Source organism: Pseudomonas sp. EYE_354, assembly GCF_023148575.1.
Lineage (GTDB): Bacteria > Pseudomonadota > Gammaproteobacteria > Pseudomonadales > Pseudomonadaceae > Aquipseudomonas.
Genome location: NZ_JAHXNQ010000007.1, coordinates 113,933 through 132,135, shown reverse-complemented (window position 1 = coordinate 132,135; position 18,203 = coordinate 113,933). Strand labels below are relative to the sequence as shown.

The window sequence follows — 18,203 nt, the reverse complement described above, 5'->3', positions numbered from 1 at the left end:
TTGGAAATGGCTGCGATCCAACCGTAGAAGGGTGCGCGTCTCAGCGCTCAGCGGCGGCTGCTGACCTCGGCCGGCACATCATCACCGGCCATGCGCTTGCGAAACAGCGCCGTCCGTGCCAACAGCAACGTGGTCACGGGCACGGTGATCGACAACAAAATCGGGATCAACCAGCCATGCAATACCGGCCCGGATTTGAGCACCGAAAAATAGATGATCGAGGCCAGCGCCACGCACCACGCGCCCAACGTCGAGGCCAGTGCCGGTGGGTGCATGCGCTGAAAGAAGTCTTTCATGCGCAGCAAGCCAATCGCGCCGATCAGTGCGAACACGCTGCTCAACACCAGCAGCAGCGCGACGACGATTTCCATCCATAACGGCATCATTCAATCACCTCCCCACGCAGCAGGAATTTGGCCAGAGCAAACGAGCCCACGAAGCCGAACAGCGCGATCAACAGCGCCGCTTCAAAGTAAGTGTCACTGGCGTAACGAATGCCCAGCACCAGCATCATCAGCATCGCCAGGATGTACAGGTAGTCCAGCGCCAGGACGCGGTCCTGGGCCGAAGGGCCTTTGAACAGGCGGATCAGCGTCAGCACCATGGCCAGGGAGAACAGGAACAGGCTGAACAAAATTGCATTGGAGAGCAGGGCACTCATTCGAAGATCTCCATCAGAGGCCGTTCGTAGGCGCTTTTGAAATGGGCGATGAAGGCCGCTTCGTCCTCCAGATCGAAGACGTGCAACAGCAGGATGCTGCGGTCCAGGGCCAGTTCCGACCAGATGGTGCCGGGCACCACGGTGGTGATCATCGACAGGGCTGCCAGACCGTTGGCGTCACGCAGGTCTAGGGGGATCTTGATAAAGCGCGAGCGCGGTGGCCGCGAGCCGCAGGTGAGCACGCCCCAGGCCACTTGCAGGTTGGAGATGATCACATCGCGACCGACCAACAAGAACAGGCGGATGATCATGCCGGGGCGGCGGATGCGGATCGGCAGCGGACGCAGCGGCGCCATCAGCAGCGGCGCAAGAACACCCAATAAGGCGCCGAGCAGCAGGTTGCCGGGGCTGACCGACAGGTTGAGCACCAGCCACAGCACCCACAGGGCCAGCGATAGCCACGGAGCAGGGAGCAGGCGGTTCATGGCTGTACCTCCATGGCGGCGGTCTTGGCTTCAGGGCTCGGCACCGGTCGCGTGGCCATGACGGCCATCACGTAACGCTCCGGGTTGTTCAGGCTGTCGGCGGTGGCCTGGGTGTAGCGCATCAACGGTTCGGCCTTGAAGGTCAGCAGAATGCTCAGGCCCAGCAGGAAGAAGATCGGCACGCACTCGTAGCGGCGCAGCAACGGCGATGGGCGCTCCTCTGGGGTCCAGAAGCGCTGGATGCCCAGGCGGGCGAAAGCGATCAACGAGGCCAGGCCGGACAGGATCAGCAATGCCATCAGGCCCCATGCCGCAGGGCGAATCGGGCCTTCCAGGCCGCTGCCCAGGCCCAATGGGTTGACCAGCGCGCTCAACAGGCTGAGCTTGCCGATAAATCCGGACAATGGCGGCATACCAATGATCAGCAGCGCGCAGGCGACAAAGCTCAAGCCAAGGAAGGCCATGGTCCACGGAATCACCTGGCCGATCACGGCTTTCTGCTCGTCATCCAGGTTCACCCCAGGGCGCGGATGCAGGGACTCCATGGCTTTGGGCAGCGCATCGATTTCCTCATCCAGCGGCAGGTCATTGGCCGAGCGCGAACGCTCGATCAGCTCGGCCAGCAGGAATAGCGCACTCAACGCCAGCGTCGAGCTGACCAGATAGAACAGCGCTCCAGCGGTCAGGCTCGGCTGGGCAAAACCCACCGCCGACAGCAGGATCCCGGCCGACACCAGAATGCTCAGGCTGGCCATCCGCTCGAGCCGCTGCGCCGCCAGCATCGCCAGCCCCGCGCAGACGATGGTGGCCATGCCGCCGTACACCAGCCAGTCGCCGCCAAACAACGCCGACGCGCCGGCCTGACCGGAGAACAGCAAGGTCCACAGGCGCAGCACGGTGTACACGCCGACTTTGGTCATGATCGCAAACATCGCCGCCACCGGCGCACTGGCCGAGGAATAGGCAGGGGCCAGCCAGAAGTTCAGTGGCCACATGCCGGCCTTGGCCAGGAAGGCGGTGGCCAGGATGGCCGCGCCGGCATGCAGCAGGCCGCGGTCAGCTTCGGGGACTAACGGGATCTTCAGCGCCAGGTCGGCGAAGTTCAGCGTACCGGTGACGCCATAGACCATCGCCGCGCCAATCAGGAACAGCGACGAGGCCAGCAGGTTGATCGCGATGTAATGCAGCCCCGACGACACCCGCGCGCGGCCCGAGCCGTGCAGCATCAAGCCGTAGGAGGCCGCGAGCAGCACCTCGAAAAACACGAACAGGTTGAACAGGTCGGCGGTGAGGAAGGCGCCGTACAGGCCCATCATCTGCACCTGAAACAACGCATGGAAGCTGGTGCCGGCCCGGTCCCAGCGGGCCATGGCGAACAGCAGCGCACTCACGCCGATGATCCCGGTCAGCACCAGCATCAGCGCCGACAGCTGGTCCACCACCAGCACAATGCCGAACGGCACCTGCCAGTTGCCCGGCAGGTACACGCCGACGGAGCCGGGGCCGCCTTGTTGCGTCCAGTACAGCAGCAACACCGCGATGCCCAGGCCGATCAGGCTGGAGAACAGATTGATCTTGGCTTTGAGCGGGCGACGCTTTTCGCCGAGCATCAACATCAGCCCGGCGGTGAGCAGGGGCAGCAGGATCGGGGCGACGATCAGTTGGTTGACCCAATTCATTCCTTGGGCTCCCGGCCGTCCACGTGATCCGTGCCGGTCAGGCCACGGGACGCCAGCAGCACCACCAGGAATAATGCGGTCATGGCGAAGCTGATCACGATGGCCGTGAGTACCAGCGCCTGGGGCAACGGGTCGGTGTAGTTGAGCAGGTCCTGCGGCACGCCGTCCTTAATGATCGGCTCCTTGCCGATAAACAGGCTGCCCATACTGAAAATGAACAGGTTGACCCCATACGACAACAGGCACAGCCCCATCACCACCTGGAATGTCCGTGGGCGCAGGATCAACCAGACGCCGGAGGCCGCCAGGACCCCAATGGCAATTGCGATGACTTCTTCCATCAGGCGGCTCCTTCCGTTACGGCGACGACTTTGGTCTGATTGCTCGGTTTGTGCGCGCGCACCGATTGGTGGCCCAGGGCGGTGAGCATCAGCAGGGTTGAACCGACCACCATCGCGTACACGCCGACGTCGAAGAACAACGCGCTGGCGACATGAATATCCCCGAGCACCGGCAGGCTGAAATGCCAGGTGTGGGTGGTGAGGAACGGGTACCCGACAAACAGTGCGCCGAGCCCGGTCAGGGTCGCCGACAGCAGGCCGAAGCCCATCCAGCGCATCGGCCGCAGGCTCATCTGCGCTTCGACCCACTGCGTACCGGCCACCATGTATTGCAGGATGAACGCCACCGACATCACCAACCCGGCGACAAAACCGCCGCCCGGTTGATTGTGGCCGCGCATGAACAGGTAGAACGACACCACCAGCGCGATCGGCAGCAGCAGGCGTACCAGAACCGCCGGCGCCATCATGAAGCCCAGGGCGGTGTCGCTGGCCTGGCGCGGGTTGACCAGATCAGTGGCCACGTCCGGTGCCAGTTGGCGCTGTTGCGCGGGCAGTTGCATGCTTTCCTTGGACGGGCGGAAGCGCCGCAGCAGGGCATACACGGTGAGCGCCACCGCGCCGAGCACGGTGATCTCGCCCAGCGTGTCGAAACCGCGGAAGTCCACCAGCATCACGTTCACCACATTGCTGCCGCCGCCTTCGGGCAGGGCACGGCTCAAGTAGAACGACGAGATGTCGTTGGGCGTCTGGCGCGTCAGCATCGCGTAGGACAGCAGCGCCATGCCGCCGCCCACCACGGTGGACAGCAGGAAGTCGCGCAGGCGGCGAATGCGCGCCTTGCGCAGCGAACCGGGCAGTGGCGACACCTCCTCGATCCGCCGAGGCAGCCAGCGCAGGCCGAGCAGGATCAGCACGGTGGTCACCACCTCGACCACCAGTTGCGTCAACGCCAGGTCCGGCGCCGAGAACCAGACGAAGGTGACGCAGGTCATCAGGCCGCACACGCTGACCATGGTCAGGGCCGCCAGCCGGTGATATTTGGCCTGCCAGGCGGCGCCCAGGGCGCATGCGATCGCCAGCAACCATAGGGTGACGAAGACGATGGAACCCGGAATTTTCGGGCGGTCGCCCCAACTGAGGCCACTGTTGAGCATCGGCACCGTGGCCCCGACCACCGCCACCAGTACCAGCAGGAACAATTGGGTTTGCAGGCGCTTGGTGCTGATGCGTTTCTCGATCTTGCGCACCCCGCGCATCATCACCACCAGGCTGCGCTCGAACATGCGCTTGCCGTTGAAGTAGCTGATGACCGGCGGGTACTTGAAGCGCCCGCGCTTGAGCTGTTTGCGCAGCATCAGGTAGAGCACCACGCCGCCGGTCATGGCCACCAGGCTCATGATCATCGGTGCGTTCCAGCCGTGCCAGATCGCCAGGCTGTACTCGGGCAGTACACCGCCCACCACGGGCAGGGCGGCGGCAGCGAGGATCGAGCCGACTACCTGGGCCGGGAATATCCCCACCAACAGGCAGGTGAACACCAGCAACTCAACCGGCGCGCGCATCCAGCGTGGCGGTTCGTGAGGCGTGTGGGGCAGGTCGGTGGCAGGCGGGCCGAAGAACACATCGACGGTAAAACGCAGGGCGTACGCCACGCTGAAGGTGCCGGCGATGGTTGCAATCATCGGCAGGGCGATTTCCACCCACTGGGTTGCCGAGATAAACACGGTTTCGGCGAAGAACATCTCTTTGGACAGGAAACCATTGAGCAATGGCACGCCGGCCATCGACGCACTGGCCACCATGGCCAGGGTTGCGGTAAACGGGATCAGCTTGACCAGGCCGCTGAGCTTGCGGATATCCCGCGTGCCGCTTTCGTGGTCGATGATGCCCGCCGCCATGAACAGCGAGGCCTTGAAGGTGGCATGGTTGAGGATATGGAACACCGCCGCGACAGCGGCCAGCGGGCTGTTGAGCCCCAACAGCAGGGTGATCAGCCCGAGGTGGCTGATGGTGGAGTAGGCCAGCAGGCCTTTGAGGTCGTTCTGGAACATGGCGCAATAAGCGCCGAGGAGGAGGGTGAGCGCGCCGGCACCGCCGACGATCCAAAACCATTCTTCGCTGCCCGACAGCGACGGCCACAGGCGGGCCAGCAGGAACACGCCGGCCTTCACCATCGTCGCCGAATGCAGATAGGCCGAAACCGGAGTGGGTGCCGCCATGGCGTGAGGCAGCCAGAAGTGGAACGGGAACTGCGCGCTTTTGCTCAAGGCGCCAATCAGCACCAGCACGAGCATTACCGGATACAGCGAATGCGCGCGGATCTGCGCGCCCGCCGCCAGCACCTGGTCCAGGTCATAGCTGCCGACGATATGCCCCAGCAGCATCACCCCGGCCAGCAGGCACAGACCGCCCGCGCCGGTGACCATCAACGCCATGTAGGCACCGCGTCGTGCGTCGGAGCGGTGATGCCAATAGCCGATCAACAGGAACGAGAACAGGCTGGTCAGTTCCCAGAAAAACACGATCTGGACCAGGTTGCCGGAGATCACCAGACCGAGCATGGCGCCCATAAAGGCCAGGAAAAACGCGAAGAATCGCGGCACCGGGTCGTCCGGTGACATGTAGTAGCGCGCATACAGCGATACCAGCGCGCCGATGCCGAGCACCAGCATCGAGAACAGCCAGGCGAAGCCATCCATGCGCAACACGAAGTTAAGGCCGAGGCTGGGCAGCCACGTGAATTCTTCGCGGATCACGCCACCGTAGGCGATCTGGGGGTAGAGCAGGGCAACTTGAACGGTCCCGACCAGGGCGACAAGGCCGGCCAGCAGGGATTCGGTGTTACGTGCGTTGTGCGGCAGCAAGGCCGCCAGACAGCTGCCAATGAATGGCAGAAGCAGTAGAACTATCAGGGACATAGGCTTCTAATCTGCGGGAGTTTGGGATGCATCATACGTGCCGCTTTCTCGATCACCAAACGGCAAGATGTGGCAGGATCCTACGGAGGCAGTAGAAAGCAGCTACAAGTTATACGCTGCAAGCTCGCGACCGAGCGTATATGGCTTGCAGCGCGCAACTCAACCTATCACCCCAGATTCTTCGGCTCCACAACGTCTTGCGCATCGCCAGCTTCCGAGCTGCTCCTCTTCATCTCACTCACAATCACCGCCATCACGATCAAGGCCGCCCCCAGCATCGCAATCGGCGGGAAGCGCTCCCCGGCGATTCGCCCAACGACCCCGGCCCACACCGGCTCGCCGGCATAAATCAAGGTGGCGCGGGTCGGCGAGACACTTTGCTGCGCCCAGTTCATCGCCACCTGGATCACCGCGCTGGTCAAGCCCAGGCCCATCGCGCTGAACAGCAGCAACCACGAAAACCCCGGCAGCGCCTCGCCCATCGGTACCACCATCAAAAACGACAACAGCGAAGCGGTGGCCAGTTGCACCACGGTGACCCGACGCACATCCACCTGCCCGGCAAAGGCGCTGATCAGGATGATTTCGGCGGCAATCGCGATGGCGCCGATCAGGGTGGCGATTTCACCAGGGCTGAAATTCAGCGAGGCCCCCGCCGGCCCGGTCAACAGCATCAACCCGGCAAACGCCAGCATGATGCCGATGCTGGGCATCAGGCCCGGACGACGGCCCAGCACCAGCCATTGCAGCAACGGCACAAACGGCACATACAGCGCGGTGATAAACGCCGACTGGCTGCTTAGGATCGTTTGCAGGCCAATGGTCTGCAAGCCGTAGCCAAACATGATCGCCACGCCGATAAACACCCCCGCCTTCAATTCAAACAAGGTCAGATCGCGCAGCGTACGCAAAGAAAAGAAGCCGACCACAATCGCCGCTGCGGCAAAACGCAGACCCACGAAAAACATCGGCCCGCTCACGGAAATGGCGTGCTGTACCAGCAAAAACGTGCCGCCCCAGATCATGGTGATGAACACCAGAATGCATTCGGCTTTACTGAAGCGGTTAAAACGCGAAGAGGAGGTCGGGCTGGTCATGGCGGCTCTGGTCTTGCAAGGGAAAGGCACGGACCGCACAATGCGCCGCACGCTGGGCAGTATACTGCGCACACCCACCCACTGAGCAATATAGTGCACAAAGAAAATCCACACCGGGCTTCGGTCCTGCAACACGTCAGCCAGAACGTGCGTCGCCTGCGCCACGCCGCCGACCTGAGCCAGACCGCGCTTTCGGAGAAGTCCGGGGTGAGCCGGCGCATGCTGGTGGCCATCGAAGCCGGCGAGAAAAACGTCAGCCTGTCGACCCTCGACCGCGTGGCCGAAGCGCTGGAGGTGGCCTTCAGCGACCTGATCCAGGCGCCGGATGCGCCCGACCACAGCCGTATCAACGAGCTGGCCTGGGCCGGCGAGATCCCCGGCAGTAAAGCCGTGCTGCTGGCCAGAGCCACTGCGCGCCGTGAAGTCGAGTTGTGGGAGATGCGCCTGGAGCCGGGCGATTGCTACAGCCCGGACCCCGACCCGGAAGGCTGGAGCGTGCAGGTGTTTGTGTTCGAAGGTTGCCTGACGCTGCTGGTGGGGAATGAAGAAAACCGGGTCGCCGCGGGTGAGTTTTTCATGTTTGCCAGCCGCCAGGTCCATGGCTATCGCAATGAAGGTGAGGTGGCCGTGCGCTTCGTTCGCAACGTGGTGCTCTAACTGTCCGCCAGGCAACAGTGGATGCACAGTTTGCTGGTTTGAGCCGCGCTCGGCGCCGCCGATTGACCAGCAACCCGCTGATTTTATTGATGATTAAATTCAGGCACGACTCCTGCAATCACCCAGGTATTCCCTCGGAGCCTGGAGTCGGCCCATGTCAGCCCACCCTCAACACCCTGCCCATCTCATCCGCTCTGACGCGCAAGCCATCGAGGTCGCCACCCGGCTGGCCGAGCGCTTTGCCGTCGACGCCAGCGCGCGCGACCGCGAGCGACGCCTGCCGGTGGCCGAACTCGATGAGTTTTCCGCCAGCGGCCTGTGGGGTATCACCGTACCCAAGGCCTATGGCGGCGCCGGTGTGTCCTATGTAACCGTGGCCGAGGTGATCAAGTTGATCTCCGCCGCCGACCCGTCCCTGGGGCAGATTCCGCAGAATCACCTCGGTGTGGTGGATATCCTGTTGCAAACCGGCACCGAGGCCCAAAAGCGCTATTACTTCGACAAGGTGCTGGCGGGCTACCGTTTCGGCAACGCTTTCTCCGAGGCCAACAGCAAAAACGCCGGGACCTTTGATACCCAGATTCGGTTTGACGGCGACAGGGCATACATCCACGGCGAAAAGTTCTACTGCACCGGCGCGTTGTTCGCCCACATCGTGCCCACCGTAGGAAACAACGAGCAGGGCCAGGCGTTTATCGGCTTCGTCGAACGTGATGCACCTGGCCTCACAGTGATCGACAACTGGGACGGTTTCGGCCAACGCACCACCGCCAGCGGTGGCGTGATCCTCGACGGGGTGAGCGTGCCGTTGAGCGCGGTGATCCCCGCCCATCTGGCGTTTGACCAGCCCACCGCCGATGGCCCGATTTCGCAGATCATTCAGGCGGCGGTCGACACCGGCATCGCCTTGGGCGCACTTGAACAGGCCAAGATCTACGCCCGCCAGGCACGGCCGTGGATCGACAGTCAGCAGGAGCACGGCTGGCAAGACCCGTTCACCATTGCCGCCATCGGCGACCTGGAGTGGCGCGTGCACGGCACCGAGGCGATCCTGGCCAAGGCCGGCATCGCGGTGGACCAGGCTCTGGCGCAACCCAATGAAGACACCGTGGCCAACGCCTCGCTGGTGGTGGCTCAGGCCAAAGTGCTCTCGGCCGAAACCGCCTTGCTCGCCAGCAGCAAGCTGTTCGAACTGGCCGGCACCCGTTCGGTCACGTCCAAGCACAACCTCGACCGCTTCTGGCGCAACGCACGCACCCACACCCTGCACGACCCGGCCCGCTGGAAATACCACCTGATCGGCAACTTCGTGCTCAACGGCGTTAAACCTGCGCGCCACGCCTGGAACTGAGGACCTGACCATGACCGCACTGACCCTCGCCCGCCAACTGCTGGACAGCACCCGTCGCCATGTCGAACACAGCGACGACCCCTACGTCATCAGCCGTTTCGGCGACTTGCAGATCCGCGTCGACGTCGCCGCCGCCTTGCTTGAACGCGCCGCCAGCCATCCGAGCCCGGTGGCCGCCACCGAGGCGCAAATCGCCGCCGCCGAAGCCCTGATTGCCACCAGCAATGCTGAATTCGAACTCACCGGCCAACGCACGACGTTGCCATCAACCCTGGATGACCCCTTGCGCTGGAAATACCAGGTCGTCGGCAACTACCACCTCAACGGAGTGTTGTGATGCCCCGTGAAATCCGCCTGAACGCCTTCGACATGAACTGCGTGGGCCACCAATCGCCCGGCCTGTGGGCACACCCGCATGACCGTTCGTGGCAGTACAAAGACCTCGACTACTGGACCGACCTGGCCAAAATCCTTGAGCGCGGCAAGTTCGACGGCCTGTTCATCGCCGACGTGCTGGGCATCTATGACGTGTACAACGGCAACGGTGACGCGGCGATTCGCCAGGCCACCCAGGTGCCGGTCAACGACCCGCTGTCGTTGATCGCGCCGATGGCACTGGTCACCGAGCACCTGGGGTTTGGCCTCACGGCGTCATTGTCCTTCGAGCACCCGTACCCGTTTGCCCGCCGTCTTTCGACCCTGGACCACCTGACCAAGGGCCGCATCGGCTGGAACATCGTGACGTCCTACCTGGAAAGCGGCGCCAAGAACCTCGGGCAGAAGGCCCAGACCGAACATGACGCGCGCTATGACTATGCCGAGGAATACCTGGAGGTTTGCTACAAACTCTGGGAAGGCAGTTGGGAAGAGGGCGCAGTGCTGCGTGACCGCGAACGTCGGGTGTTCAGCGACCCGAGCAAAATTCACGAGATCCGTCACGTCGGCAAACACTTCCAGGTGCCCGGCATTCATCTGTGCGAGCCGTCCCCGCAACGCACGCCAGTGCTGTATCAGGCCGGGGCCTCCAGCCGCGGCAAACAGTTCGCCGCCGAGCAGGCCGAGTGCGTGTTTGTCGCCGCGCCGTCCAAGGTGCTGCTGAAAAAGACCGTCGCCGATATCCGCCGCCGTGCCGCCGAGGCCGGGCGTGATCCGAAGAAAATTCTGATCTTCAATCTGCAGACGGTGATCGTCGACGAGACCGACGCCAAGGCCAAGGCCAAGTTCGACGACTACAAGTCCTACGTCAGCTACGAAGGGGCGATGGCGCTGATCTCCGGCTGGACCGGCATCGACTTCAGCCAGTTCAAGCCCAACGAGCCGCTTAAACACGTGCACACCAACGCGATTCAGTCAGCGGTGGAGGCCTTCTCCACGGCGGACCCGAACAAGGTCTGGACGCCGAGCGAACTGGCCGACTGGGTGGGTATCGGCGGTTTTGGCCCGCTGTTCGTCGGCGGCCCGCAGACCGTCGCCGACCTGTTGCAGGAGTGGGCGGAGGAAACCGACGTGGACGGTTTCAACCTGGCCTATGCGCTGACCCACGAAACCTTTATCGACGCCGTGGAGTGGCTGGTGCCGGAGCTGCAAAAGCGCGGTGTGTACAAGACCGAATACGCCCAGGGCACCTTGCGCGAGAAATTGTTTGGCGACGGCGCGCGCTTGGCCGGCAACCACCCCGGCGCCGGCTACCGCGACCTGTCAGGCGCACCTCCCATCAGGAGCCTCACTCTATGAGCCTGCACGAATCGACGGCCTTTCTGGCACACCTGCGCCAGTGGGCGCAACTCACGCCCCTGCACATCGCCCTGCGCCACAAGCGCCAGGGCCAGTGGTACGCCTGGCGCTGGATCGACACCTTGCGTGACGTCGAACGCCTGGCCGCTGGTTTGCGCCAGCAAGGGTTCAGTGAACAGTCCCGCCTGGTGCTCAGCGGCGCCTTTGAGCCGAACCTGCTGTTGCTGGCGTTGGCGGCCCAGTCCATCGGTGCGCAGGTGCTGACGCTGGCCGATCATCTCGATCCGCAGGCCCTGGAGCAACAACTGTGGCGCATTCATCCCAGCCACGCCTACGTCCAGGGTCGCCAGCGTGATTGGACCTTCACCCAGCGGTTGGACTTCGCGCAACTGCTGGGTCCGGTCGACCCGGCGCAGCATCTGCAGCGCTGGCGGCAGCCGGCTGCTGACGCCGTGTTGTGGAGTGAGGAGGGCACCGGCTGGGAAGGGGGGCTTGCCGTGGTGCTGGAGCAATGGCTAAGCAGCGGCAACGGCCTGGCCTTTCCAGAGAACCTGGCCTCGGCGCGGCGTGACCGCAGCGAAGTGGCGCCCACCGGTTTGCTGTTTTCGCCCGAGCGCCTGCAGCACCTGGCCGACGACATCGAAAGCCGCCTCGCGCCCCAGGGGACCTGGCGCCGACGCCTGTGCGACTGGGCGATCGCCGAGCCGCAAGGCGGCCTGCGCCGGTTGATCAAGCACCGCGTGCGCACCCTGTTGGGTTTTCAGCGCCTGACTTTTATCTGGCAGCCGCTCAAGACCACTGCCGAGCCGACCTGGTTGGCCGAACTCAAACGGGACATCGCATGAGCCAGGCCATTCTCCAGGTGCGGGATATCTCCCTGTCGTTCAAAGGCGTCAAGGCCATCCATGCGTTGTCCTTCGAGGTGCGCCGCGGCGAGATCTGCGCGCTGATCGGGCCCAACGGCGCCGGTAAAAGCTCGCTGCTCAATGTCCTCAACGGCGTCTATCGTTTTGACGCCGGTGAGATCGTGTTTGAAGACCAGCACTTGCATCGCATCGACCCTTTGGGCGCCGCGCGGCGTGGCATTGGCCGCACCTTCCAGAACAACGCGCTGTTCAAAAAGATGAGCGTGCTCGACAACCTCCTCACCGGTCTGTCGCGGCATATGCGCACCACCTTTATCGAACAGGCCCTGGGCTTGCCGCGCGCACGGCGTGAAGCCGAGGCATTTCGCCGACGTGCCCAGGGCATCCTCGAATTTCTGCACCTGCAAGCCCATCGCGATGTGCCCGTGGGCAATTTGTCCTATGGCCTGCAAAAGCGCGTGGAGTTGGGCCGCGCGCTGATCGCCGGGCCCAGCCTGTTGCTGCTCGACGAGCCGATGGCCGGGATGAACGCCGAAGAGAAACAGGACATGGCGCGCTTCGTCGCCGACGTCAATCGCGACCTGGGCACCACCGTGGTGTTGATCGAACACGACATGGGCGTGGTGATGGGCCTGTCCGACCATGTGGTAGTGCTCGACTACGGGCGCAAGGTCGGTGATGGCACCCCGGCAGAAGTACAGGCCAACCCCGAAGTGATCGCGGCGTATCTGGGAGCGGTGCACTGATGACGTTCTTCTTCGAAACCCTGCTCGGCGGGTTGCTTGCCGGGACTATGTACTCCCTGGTCGCCATCGGCTTCGTGCTGATCTACAAGGCCAGCGGCGTGTTCAATTTTGCCCAGGGCGCGATGCTGTTGTTTGCCGCGCTGACCTTCGTCAGCCTGCACGATCAAGGCGTACCGTTTGCCCTGGCGCTGCTGCTGACGGTGCTGGTGATGATCGCCGGTGCCTGGCTGATTGAGCGGTTGGTGCTGCGCCCACTGGTGAACCGTTCGCAGATCACCTTGTTCATGGCCACCTTGGGTCTGTCGTTCATTATCGAAGGCCTGGCCCAGGGTTTGATGGGCTCGCAGGTCCGTGCGCTGGACCTGGGCATTGACGACATACCGCTGTTTGTCGGGCCGCTGATGCTCAGCCAGTTCGACCTGATGGCCGCCGTTGTCGCGGTGGTGCTGGTGACGGTGCTCGCGCTGCTGTTCAACAAAACCCGCATCGGCGTGTCGTTGCGCGCGGTGGCGGATGACACCACGGCGGCGCTGTCCATCGGCATCAACCTCAACCGCATCTGGCAGATCGTCTGGGCAGTGGCCGGCATGGTCGGGCTGGTGGCCGGGCTGCTGTGGGGCGCGCGCCAGGGCGTGCAGTTTTCGCTGTCGCTGGTGGTGCTCAAGGCCTTGCCGGTGTTGATCATCGGCGGCTTTACCTCGATTGGCGGGGCCATCGTCGGCGGGCTGATTGTGGGCGCGGCGGAGAACCTCGCCGAGGTGTATATCGGCCCGCTGATCGGCGGCGGTATCACGCCGTGGTTCGCCTACGTACTGGCGTTGGCCTTCCTGTATATCCGCCCCGCCGGCCTGTTCGGCGAACGTGCCATTGAGCGAGTCTGAAACCATGTCGAGTCCTGTCGTTCAAGAAACCGCGCCGTTGGTGCTGATTCAACGGCGCCTGCCATGGGGCCTGCTCGGCCTGTTGGCGCTGGCCTTTGTCGTCGTGCCGCTGTGGGGCAATGACTATTGGCTCAATGCGATTCTGATCCCGTTTTTGGTGCTGTCCCTGGCGGGGCTGGGCCTGAATGTGCTGACCGGCTACACCGGGCAAACCTCGGTGGGCGCGGCGGGCTTTATGGCGGTGGGTGCGTTCGCCACCTATGGCTTTCTGCTGCGCCTGCCCGAGCTGGGCTTGCCGGTTGCGTTGCTCGGCGGCGGGGTGATCAGCGCACTGGTGGGCCTGCTGTTTGGCCTGCCCAGTTCGCGGATCAAGGGCTTCTACCTGATGGTCACCACCCTGGCCGCGCAGTTCTTTCTGGAGTGGCTGTTCGTCAAGTTTGCGTGGTTCTACAACTACGGCTCGTCGGGCACCATTTCCGCGCCGAAACTGGCGCTGTTCGGCCATGACCTCAACACGCCGCTGGGCCGCTACCTGCTGACCCTGGTCACGGTGCTGCTGTTGACCTGGACCGCCCTCAACCTGGTGCGCAGCCAGGTGGGGCGCAACTGGATGGCGATCCGCGACATGGACACCGCCGCAGCCGTGGTTGGTATTCCGGTGGCGCGCTACAAACGGCTGGCGTTTGCGGTCAGCTCGTTCTACCTCGGCATCGCCGGTGCGCTGTGGGCCTTTGCCTACCTGGGCACGGCCAGCGCCAGCAGCTTCGATATCAACCGCTCGTTCCAGATCCTGTTCATCATCATTATCGGTGGCATGGGCAGCATCGCCGGCAACTTCGTCGGCGCCGCGTTCATCAGCCTGCTGCCGATTTTTCTCAGCCACGCGGGGCAAGCCCTGTTTGGCGGTTCGGTGGATGCAGGACAGTTGCAGAACCTGCAGAAAATCATCTTTGGCGTGCTGATCATCGTGTTCCTGATCAAGGAACCCGAGGGCCTGATTCGCCTGCTGCACAACCTTCGCCATCGGCTGCGTCACTGGCCGCTCCGTTTCTGACTGACTAAGAGAACTCCCATGCGTGCATCCTTGAAACGTTCCCTGGTCGGCGCCACGTTGGCGCTCGCCACCCTCGCCGGTGCCGTGCCCCAGGCCATCGCCGCCGCCGACCAGCAATTCTTCCCCCTGGCCACCTACCGCGTCGGCGCTTATGCCTCCAGCGGCGTGCAGGTGTGGGCCGGGATGATCGATTACCTGCGCTATATCAACGAGGTCGAAGGCGGCATCAACGGCGTGAAGCTGGTGTGGCAGGAGTGCGAGACCGAATGGACCGCGGAGAAGGGCATCGAGTGCTATGAGCGTTTCAAAAACGGCCTGGATGGCGCGCCGGTCGCGGTGTACCAACCCAACGGCGCACCGGCGGCCTATGCGCTGAGCGAGCGCGCCGAGGTGGACAAGATCCCGCTGATCACCCTGGGTTACGGGCGCACCGAGGCCACCGACGGCACAGTGTTCCCCTATAACTTCCCGGTGATGCTGACGTTCTACAGCGAGGCGTCCAGCCTGGTGAACTACATCGCCGGGCGCGAAGGCGGCTTCGATAAGCTCAAGGGCAAGAAGATCGCCACGGTTTACCACGACTCGGCCTACGGTCGCGAAACCCTCGGCCCGATGAAGTTGCTGGCCGAGAAGTACGGTTTTGAAAATATCCAGATCCCGGTGGCCGACCCCGGCAACGAACAATCGGCGCAATGGCGGCAGGTGCGCCAGGCCAACCCGGACTGGGTGTTCCTGCGGACCTGGGGCGTGTCGACCCCAGTGGCGGTGAAGACCGCCGCGCGCTTTGGCTTCCCGGTGGACCACATCATCGGCGATATCTGGGCCAGCTCCAGTGAAGACGTGCTGCCCGCCGGCGCCGCCGCCAAGGGTTACCTGGCGCTCACGCCATACCCGGCCGGGACCGATTTCGAGATCCACAGGCGCCTCAAGCAACACGTGCTCGACAAGGGCCACAGCGACCTCAAAGACCTGAAGAATTTCGGCAGCGTGTACTACAACTCCGGCCTGGTGAATGCCGCCGTGGCCGTCGAAGCGATCCGCACCGCCCAGGCCCGGTTCGGCAAACGTCCGCTCAATGGTGAAGAAGGCCGCTGGGGCCTGGAACATCTGAATATCGACGACGCGCGGCTTAAAGACATGGGCTACCTGGGCCTGATGCAGAACCTCAAGCTGTCCTGCCGTGACCATGAGGGCGGCGGTTCGGCGCGGGTGCAGCAGTGGGACGGGGCCAACTGGACGCTGATCAGCGACTGGATCGCCGCCGACCGCGCCTTGCTGCGCCCGCTGATCGACGAGAAGTCCGCCGCGTTCGCCAAGGAAAAAGGCCTGACGCCACGCACCTGCACCGGGGATGAATAAGCCATGAGCCAGCCTGCCAGCGAGTCCGTCAGCCCGTCGCTGCTGACGGTCAACGACATTGAAGTGATCTACGACGGCGCGATCCTGGCCGTTGCCGGGGTTTCGCTGAGCGTGCCCAAAGGCGCCATCGTCGCCTTGCTCGGAGCCAACGGCGCCGGCAAGAGCACCACCCTCAAAGCCATCTCCGGGCTGGTGCGGGCCGAGCGCGCCGAGGTCAGCCGGGGGGTGATCGAATACCAAGGCGCCGACCTGGCCGGTATCGACCCCAGCCGGCGGGTGCGCAACGGCATGGTGCACGTGCTGGAGGGCCGTCATGTGTTCGGCCAACTCACCGTGGAAGACAACCTGCGCAGCGGCGGCTTCGTGCGGCGCTTGAGCCGTAAGGACATGGCGCAGGATCTGGAGCGCATCTACGCCTGGTTCCCGCGGCTCAAGACCAAGCGCCACACCCGCGCGGGGCTCACCTCGGGCGGTGAGCAGCAGATGGTCGCGATTGGCCGTGCGTTGATGACCCGTCCTACTTTGGTACTGCTCGACGAGCCGTCCATGGGTTTGGCGCCTATGATCGTGCAGGAGATCTTCGAGATCATCGCGCAGCTCAACCGCGAGCAGCAGGTGAGCTTCCTGATCGCCGAACAGAACATCAACGTCGCGCTCACCTATGCGTCCTACGGTTATGTGCTGGATACTGGGCGCGTCGCGTTGAGCGGCAGCGCCGCGCACCTGCTGGCGCGCGGCGATCTGCATGATATTTACCTGGGTAAACAGTAAGGGCGAACGGGCATGAGTGAATCCATCCGCAACGCTGATGTGCTGATCATCGGTGGCGGCTTAAGCGGCACGATGCTGGCGGTGCAGCTGCTGCGCCTGCCGGGCCGGCGGCGCGTGCTGGTGATCGAACCGCGCGCCGAACTCGGCCGTGGCGAGGCGTACAGCGCGGTCGAACTGGGCCACACCTTGAACGGCAACGCCGCGCGCATGAGCGTCGACCCGGACAATGCCGATGACCTGACCCAGTGGCTCACCGAGTACATCGGCGCCGGTGGCTGGCCGGAGTCGGACCAGCAGCACGTGCCCGTCAGCGAGCTGTTCCCGCCACGCGGTATTTTTGGCCTGTACGCACAACAGCGGCTGGCCGAGGCCAAGGCACTGTCGGCGTCCACCGTGGAGCACGTGCGCGCCGAGGTGGTGGACCTGCAGGTGGAGCCGGCTGAAACGCGGTTGACCCTGGATAACGGCGAGCAATTGCGCGGTGCCTGTGCGGTATTGGCCACGGGCATGTTCCCGGCGGCCCGTACGCCGCAGACCGAGTCCAGCGGTTTGAATGCGGCGGCCGTCGACCCGTGGGATGTGCAGGCCATGACGCAGCTTGACCCACACGCCACGGTGCTGATCATCGGCTCGGGGCTGACCATGGTCGATGCCGTGGTGTCCCTGGAACAGGCCGGGCATCGCGGGCCCATCGAGGTGTTTTCGCGCCACGGCCTGCTGCCCCATGTGCGCCGCCAACCGCCGAGCTGGGAGGATTTTCTCGGCGCCGATCACCGCCTGCGCAGCCCTCGCCAGTTGCTGCGCGAAGTGCGTCGCCAATGCCGGCTGGCGCAGGCGCAGGGTATCGACTGGCAAGCGCCGCTGGACACGGTGCGTGTGCATATCGGCCGGTTGTGGAGCCAGGCCAGCGAGCGTGAAAAGCGCCAGTTCGTGCGGCATGTGCGGCCGTGGTGGGAGAGTCATCACCACCGTTCACCGCCGTTGAGCGCGCAACTGGTGGCCCGGCTGCATGAAGAGGGGCGGTTGCGCATTCGCGCGGCGTCGTTCAAAGGGTTGGCGCCCTCGGACACAGGCGTGACCATCCGTGTGCGTCATCGCGGCGAGGAGGCATTGAGCCAGGTGTCGGGTGCGGCGCTGATCAACTCCAGCGGTATCGAATACGACTGGCGCCGCGTGGCCCGGCCATTGCCGCAGCAGTTGCTCAAGCGCGGGTTGATCAGGCCCGGGCCGTTGGCGCTGGGGATTGCGGCGGATGCGTCGGGCGCGGTGCTGGACGCCCAAGGGCAGGTCAGTCGGCGTTTGTTTGCGATGGGCCCGCCGTTACGCGGGATGTGGTGGGAGAGCACCGCCGTGACTGATGTGGCGCTGCAGGCCAAAGCCCTGGCCGTGAAACTCGCCCAGGTCTAGAGCCGCGAAGGGCTGTTGTAGTGAGCAGGCTTGCCCTGCGCTGGGGTGCGAAGCGCCCCCTATAGGGGACGAACAGGGTATATCAGGCACACCTCGGCGCTTGCTGTTGGGGCCGCTTCGCAGCCCGGCGCGGGACAAGCCCGCTCACCACAAAAAGCCTGTCCACCACAACAGGCCTGCTCACCACAACAAG

General features: G+C 63.9%; 18 protein-coding genes. 11 read left to right on the top strand and 7 right to left on the bottom strand.

Annotation, left to right across the window (positions count from 1 at the left end; translation table 11 throughout):
- Positions 1–47: 47 nt before the first annotated feature.
- The 7 genes from KZX66_RS11885 to KZX66_RS11855 all read right to left on the bottom strand — a co-directional run bounded on the left by KZX66_RS11885 (position 48) and on the right by KZX66_RS11855 (position 7,184).
- The gene (locus tag KZX66_RS11885; RefSeq protein ID WP_248079553.1) at positions 48–386 is read right to left on the bottom strand and encodes a Na+/H+ antiporter subunit G; all 339 of its coding nucleotides are present in this window, start codon (positions 384–386) and stop codon (positions 48–50) included.
- Positions 383–661, bottom strand: coding sequence for a K+/H+ antiporter subunit F (locus KZX66_RS11880; protein WP_005789171.1), 279 nt, complete (start codon positions 659–661; stop codon positions 383–385). Before KZX66_RS11880 ends, KZX66_RS11885 begins: the two co-directional genes overlap by 4 nt.
- Positions 658–1,146, bottom strand: a complete 489-nt coding sequence (locus KZX66_RS11875; protein WP_248079551.1) for a Na+/H+ antiporter subunit E — start codon at positions 1,144–1,146, stop codon at positions 658–660. Before KZX66_RS11875 ends, KZX66_RS11880 begins: the two co-directional genes overlap by 4 nt.
- Entirely contained in the window at positions 1,143–2,825 is a 1,683-nt protein-coding gene (locus tag KZX66_RS11870) for a monovalent cation/H+ antiporter subunit D (protein ID WP_248079549.1), read from the bottom strand. Before KZX66_RS11870 ends, KZX66_RS11875 begins: the two co-directional genes overlap by 4 nt.
- A complete protein-coding gene (locus KZX66_RS11865) occupies positions 2,822–3,166 on the bottom strand; it encodes a Na+/H+ antiporter subunit C (RefSeq protein ID WP_003192163.1) in 345 nt (114 codons plus the stop codon). The genes KZX66_RS11870 and KZX66_RS11865 overlap by 4 nt, the downstream gene beginning before the upstream one ends.
- Complete coding sequence (locus KZX66_RS11860) at positions 3,166–6,087, bottom strand: monovalent cation/H+ antiporter subunit A (protein ID WP_248079548.1); 2,922 nt, start codon at positions 6,085–6,087, stop codon at positions 3,166–3,168. Before KZX66_RS11860 ends, KZX66_RS11865 begins: the two co-directional genes overlap by 1 nt.
- A 167-nt stretch (positions 6,088–6,254) precedes the next feature.
- A complete protein-coding gene (locus KZX66_RS11855) occupies positions 6,255–7,184 on the bottom strand; it encodes a DMT family transporter (RefSeq protein ID WP_248079547.1) in 930 nt (309 codons plus the stop codon).
- 93 nt (positions 7,185–7,277) lie between these two features.
- On the opposite strand from KZX66_RS11855, the gene KZX66_RS11850 reads away from it, so the two are divergent.
- The 11 genes from KZX66_RS11850 (at position 7,278) to KZX66_RS11800 (ending at position 18,010) form a co-directional block, all read left to right on the top strand.
- The gene (locus KZX66_RS11850) at positions 7,278–7,841 is read left to right on the top strand and encodes an XRE family transcriptional regulator (RefSeq protein ID WP_248079546.1); all 564 of its coding nucleotides are present in this window, start codon (positions 7,278–7,280) and stop codon (positions 7,839–7,841) included.
- A gap of 154 nt (positions 7,842–7,995) precedes the next feature.
- Positions 7,996–9,192: an SfnB family sulfur acquisition oxidoreductase gene (locus KZX66_RS11845; RefSeq protein ID WP_248079545.1), complete on the top strand. Its 1,197-nt coding sequence runs from the start codon at positions 7,996–7,998 to the stop codon at positions 9,190–9,192.
- Between the two features lie 10 nt (positions 9,193–9,202).
- Positions 9,203–9,529: an acyl-CoA dehydrogenase gene (locus tag KZX66_RS11840; protein ID WP_248079544.1), complete on the top strand. Its 327-nt coding sequence runs from the start codon at positions 9,203–9,205 to the stop codon at positions 9,527–9,529.
- Positions 9,529–10,926: an LLM class flavin-dependent oxidoreductase gene (locus KZX66_RS11835; protein ID WP_248079543.1), complete on the top strand. Its 1,398-nt coding sequence runs from the start codon at positions 9,529–9,531 to the stop codon at positions 10,924–10,926. Before KZX66_RS11840 ends, KZX66_RS11835 begins: the two co-directional genes overlap by 1 nt.
- Positions 10,923–11,771 carry an AMP-binding protein gene (locus KZX66_RS11830; protein ID WP_248079541.1) on the top strand — a complete coding sequence of 283 codons (849 nt, stop codon included), beginning with the start codon at positions 10,923–10,925 and terminating at the stop codon, positions 11,769–11,771. The genes KZX66_RS11835 and KZX66_RS11830 overlap by 4 nt, the downstream gene beginning before the upstream one ends.
- Complete coding sequence (locus KZX66_RS11825; RefSeq protein WP_248079539.1) at positions 11,768–12,538, top strand: ABC transporter ATP-binding protein; 771 nt, start codon at positions 11,768–11,770, stop codon at positions 12,536–12,538. Before KZX66_RS11830 ends, KZX66_RS11825 begins: the two co-directional genes overlap by 4 nt.
- Positions 12,538–13,419 carry a branched-chain amino acid ABC transporter permease gene (locus KZX66_RS11820; RefSeq protein WP_248079537.1) on the top strand — a complete coding sequence of 294 codons (882 nt, stop codon included), beginning with the start codon at positions 12,538–12,540 and terminating at the stop codon, positions 13,417–13,419. Before KZX66_RS11825 ends, KZX66_RS11820 begins: the two co-directional genes overlap by 1 nt.
- Positions 13,420–13,423: 4 nt before the next feature.
- Positions 13,424–14,473, top strand: a complete 1,050-nt coding sequence (locus tag KZX66_RS11815) for a branched-chain amino acid ABC transporter permease (RefSeq protein WP_248079535.1) — start codon at positions 13,424–13,426, stop codon at positions 14,471–14,473.
- 18 nt (positions 14,474–14,491) lie between these two features.
- On the top strand, positions 14,492–15,832 hold the full coding sequence (locus KZX66_RS11810) for an ABC transporter substrate-binding protein (protein WP_248079533.1): 1,341 nt from the start codon (positions 14,492–14,494) through the stop codon (positions 15,830–15,832).
- Positions 15,833–15,835: 3 nt separating this feature from the next.
- On the top strand, positions 15,836–16,603 hold the full coding sequence (locus KZX66_RS11805; protein ID WP_248079531.1) for an ABC transporter ATP-binding protein: 768 nt from the start codon (positions 15,836–15,838) through the stop codon (positions 16,601–16,603).
- A 12-nt stretch (positions 16,604–16,615) separates the two neighbouring features.
- The gene (locus tag KZX66_RS11800) at positions 16,616–18,010 is read left to right on the top strand and encodes an FAD/NAD(P)-binding protein (RefSeq protein ID WP_248079529.1); all 1,395 of its coding nucleotides are present in this window, start codon (positions 16,616–16,618) and stop codon (positions 18,008–18,010) included.
- The last annotated feature ends 193 nt before the right edge of the window (positions 18,011–18,203 follow it).

Coding starts and splice junctions, on each gene's coding strand:
- KZX66_RS11885 (WP_248079553.1), bottom strand. CDS start 386: ATGATGCCGTTATGGATGGAAATCGTCGTCGCGCTGCTGCTGGTGTTG.
- KZX66_RS11880 (WP_005789171.1), bottom strand. CDS start 661: ATGAGTGCCCTGCTCTCCAATGCAATTTTGTTCAGCCTGTTCCTGTTC.
- KZX66_RS11875 (WP_248079551.1), bottom strand. CDS start 1,146: ATGAACCGCCTGCTCCCTGCTCCGTGGCTATCGCTGGCCCTGTGGGTG.
- KZX66_RS11870 (WP_248079549.1), bottom strand. CDS start 2,825: ATGAATTGGGTCAACCAACTGATCGTCGCCCCGATCCTGCTGCCCCTG.
- KZX66_RS11865 (WP_003192163.1), bottom strand. CDS start 3,166: ATGGAAGAAGTCATCGCAATTGCCATTGGGGTCCTGGCGGCCTCCGGC.
- KZX66_RS11860 (WP_248079548.1), bottom strand. CDS start 6,087: ATGTCCCTGATAGTTCTACTGCTTCTGCCATTCATTGGCAGCTGTCTG.
- KZX66_RS11855 (WP_248079547.1), bottom strand. CDS start 7,184: ATGACCAGCCCGACCTCCTCTTCGCGTTTTAACCGCTTCAGTAAAGCC.
- KZX66_RS11845 (WP_248079545.1), top strand. CDS start 7,996: ATGTCAGCCCACCCTCAACACCCTGCCCATCTCATCCGCTCTGACGCG.
- KZX66_RS11840 (WP_248079544.1), top strand. CDS start 9,203: ATGACCGCACTGACCCTCGCCCGCCAACTGCTGGACAGCACCCGTCGC.
- KZX66_RS11835 (WP_248079543.1), top strand. CDS start 9,529: ATGCCCCGTGAAATCCGCCTGAACGCCTTCGACATGAACTGCGTGGGC.
- KZX66_RS11830 (WP_248079541.1), top strand. CDS start 10,923: ATGAGCCTGCACGAATCGACGGCCTTTCTGGCACACCTGCGCCAGTGG.
- KZX66_RS11825 (WP_248079539.1), top strand. CDS start 11,768: ATGAGCCAGGCCATTCTCCAGGTGCGGGATATCTCCCTGTCGTTCAAA.
- KZX66_RS11820 (WP_248079537.1), top strand. CDS start 12,538: ATGACGTTCTTCTTCGAAACCCTGCTCGGCGGGTTGCTTGCCGGGACT.
- KZX66_RS11815 (WP_248079535.1), top strand. CDS start 13,424: ATGTCGAGTCCTGTCGTTCAAGAAACCGCGCCGTTGGTGCTGATTCAA.
- KZX66_RS11810 (WP_248079533.1), top strand. CDS start 14,492: ATGCGTGCATCCTTGAAACGTTCCCTGGTCGGCGCCACGTTGGCGCTC.
- KZX66_RS11805 (WP_248079531.1), top strand. CDS start 15,836: ATGAGCCAGCCTGCCAGCGAGTCCGTCAGCCCGTCGCTGCTGACGGTC.
- KZX66_RS11800 (WP_248079529.1), top strand. CDS start 16,616: ATGAGTGAATCCATCCGCAACGCTGATGTGCTGATCATCGGTGGCGGC.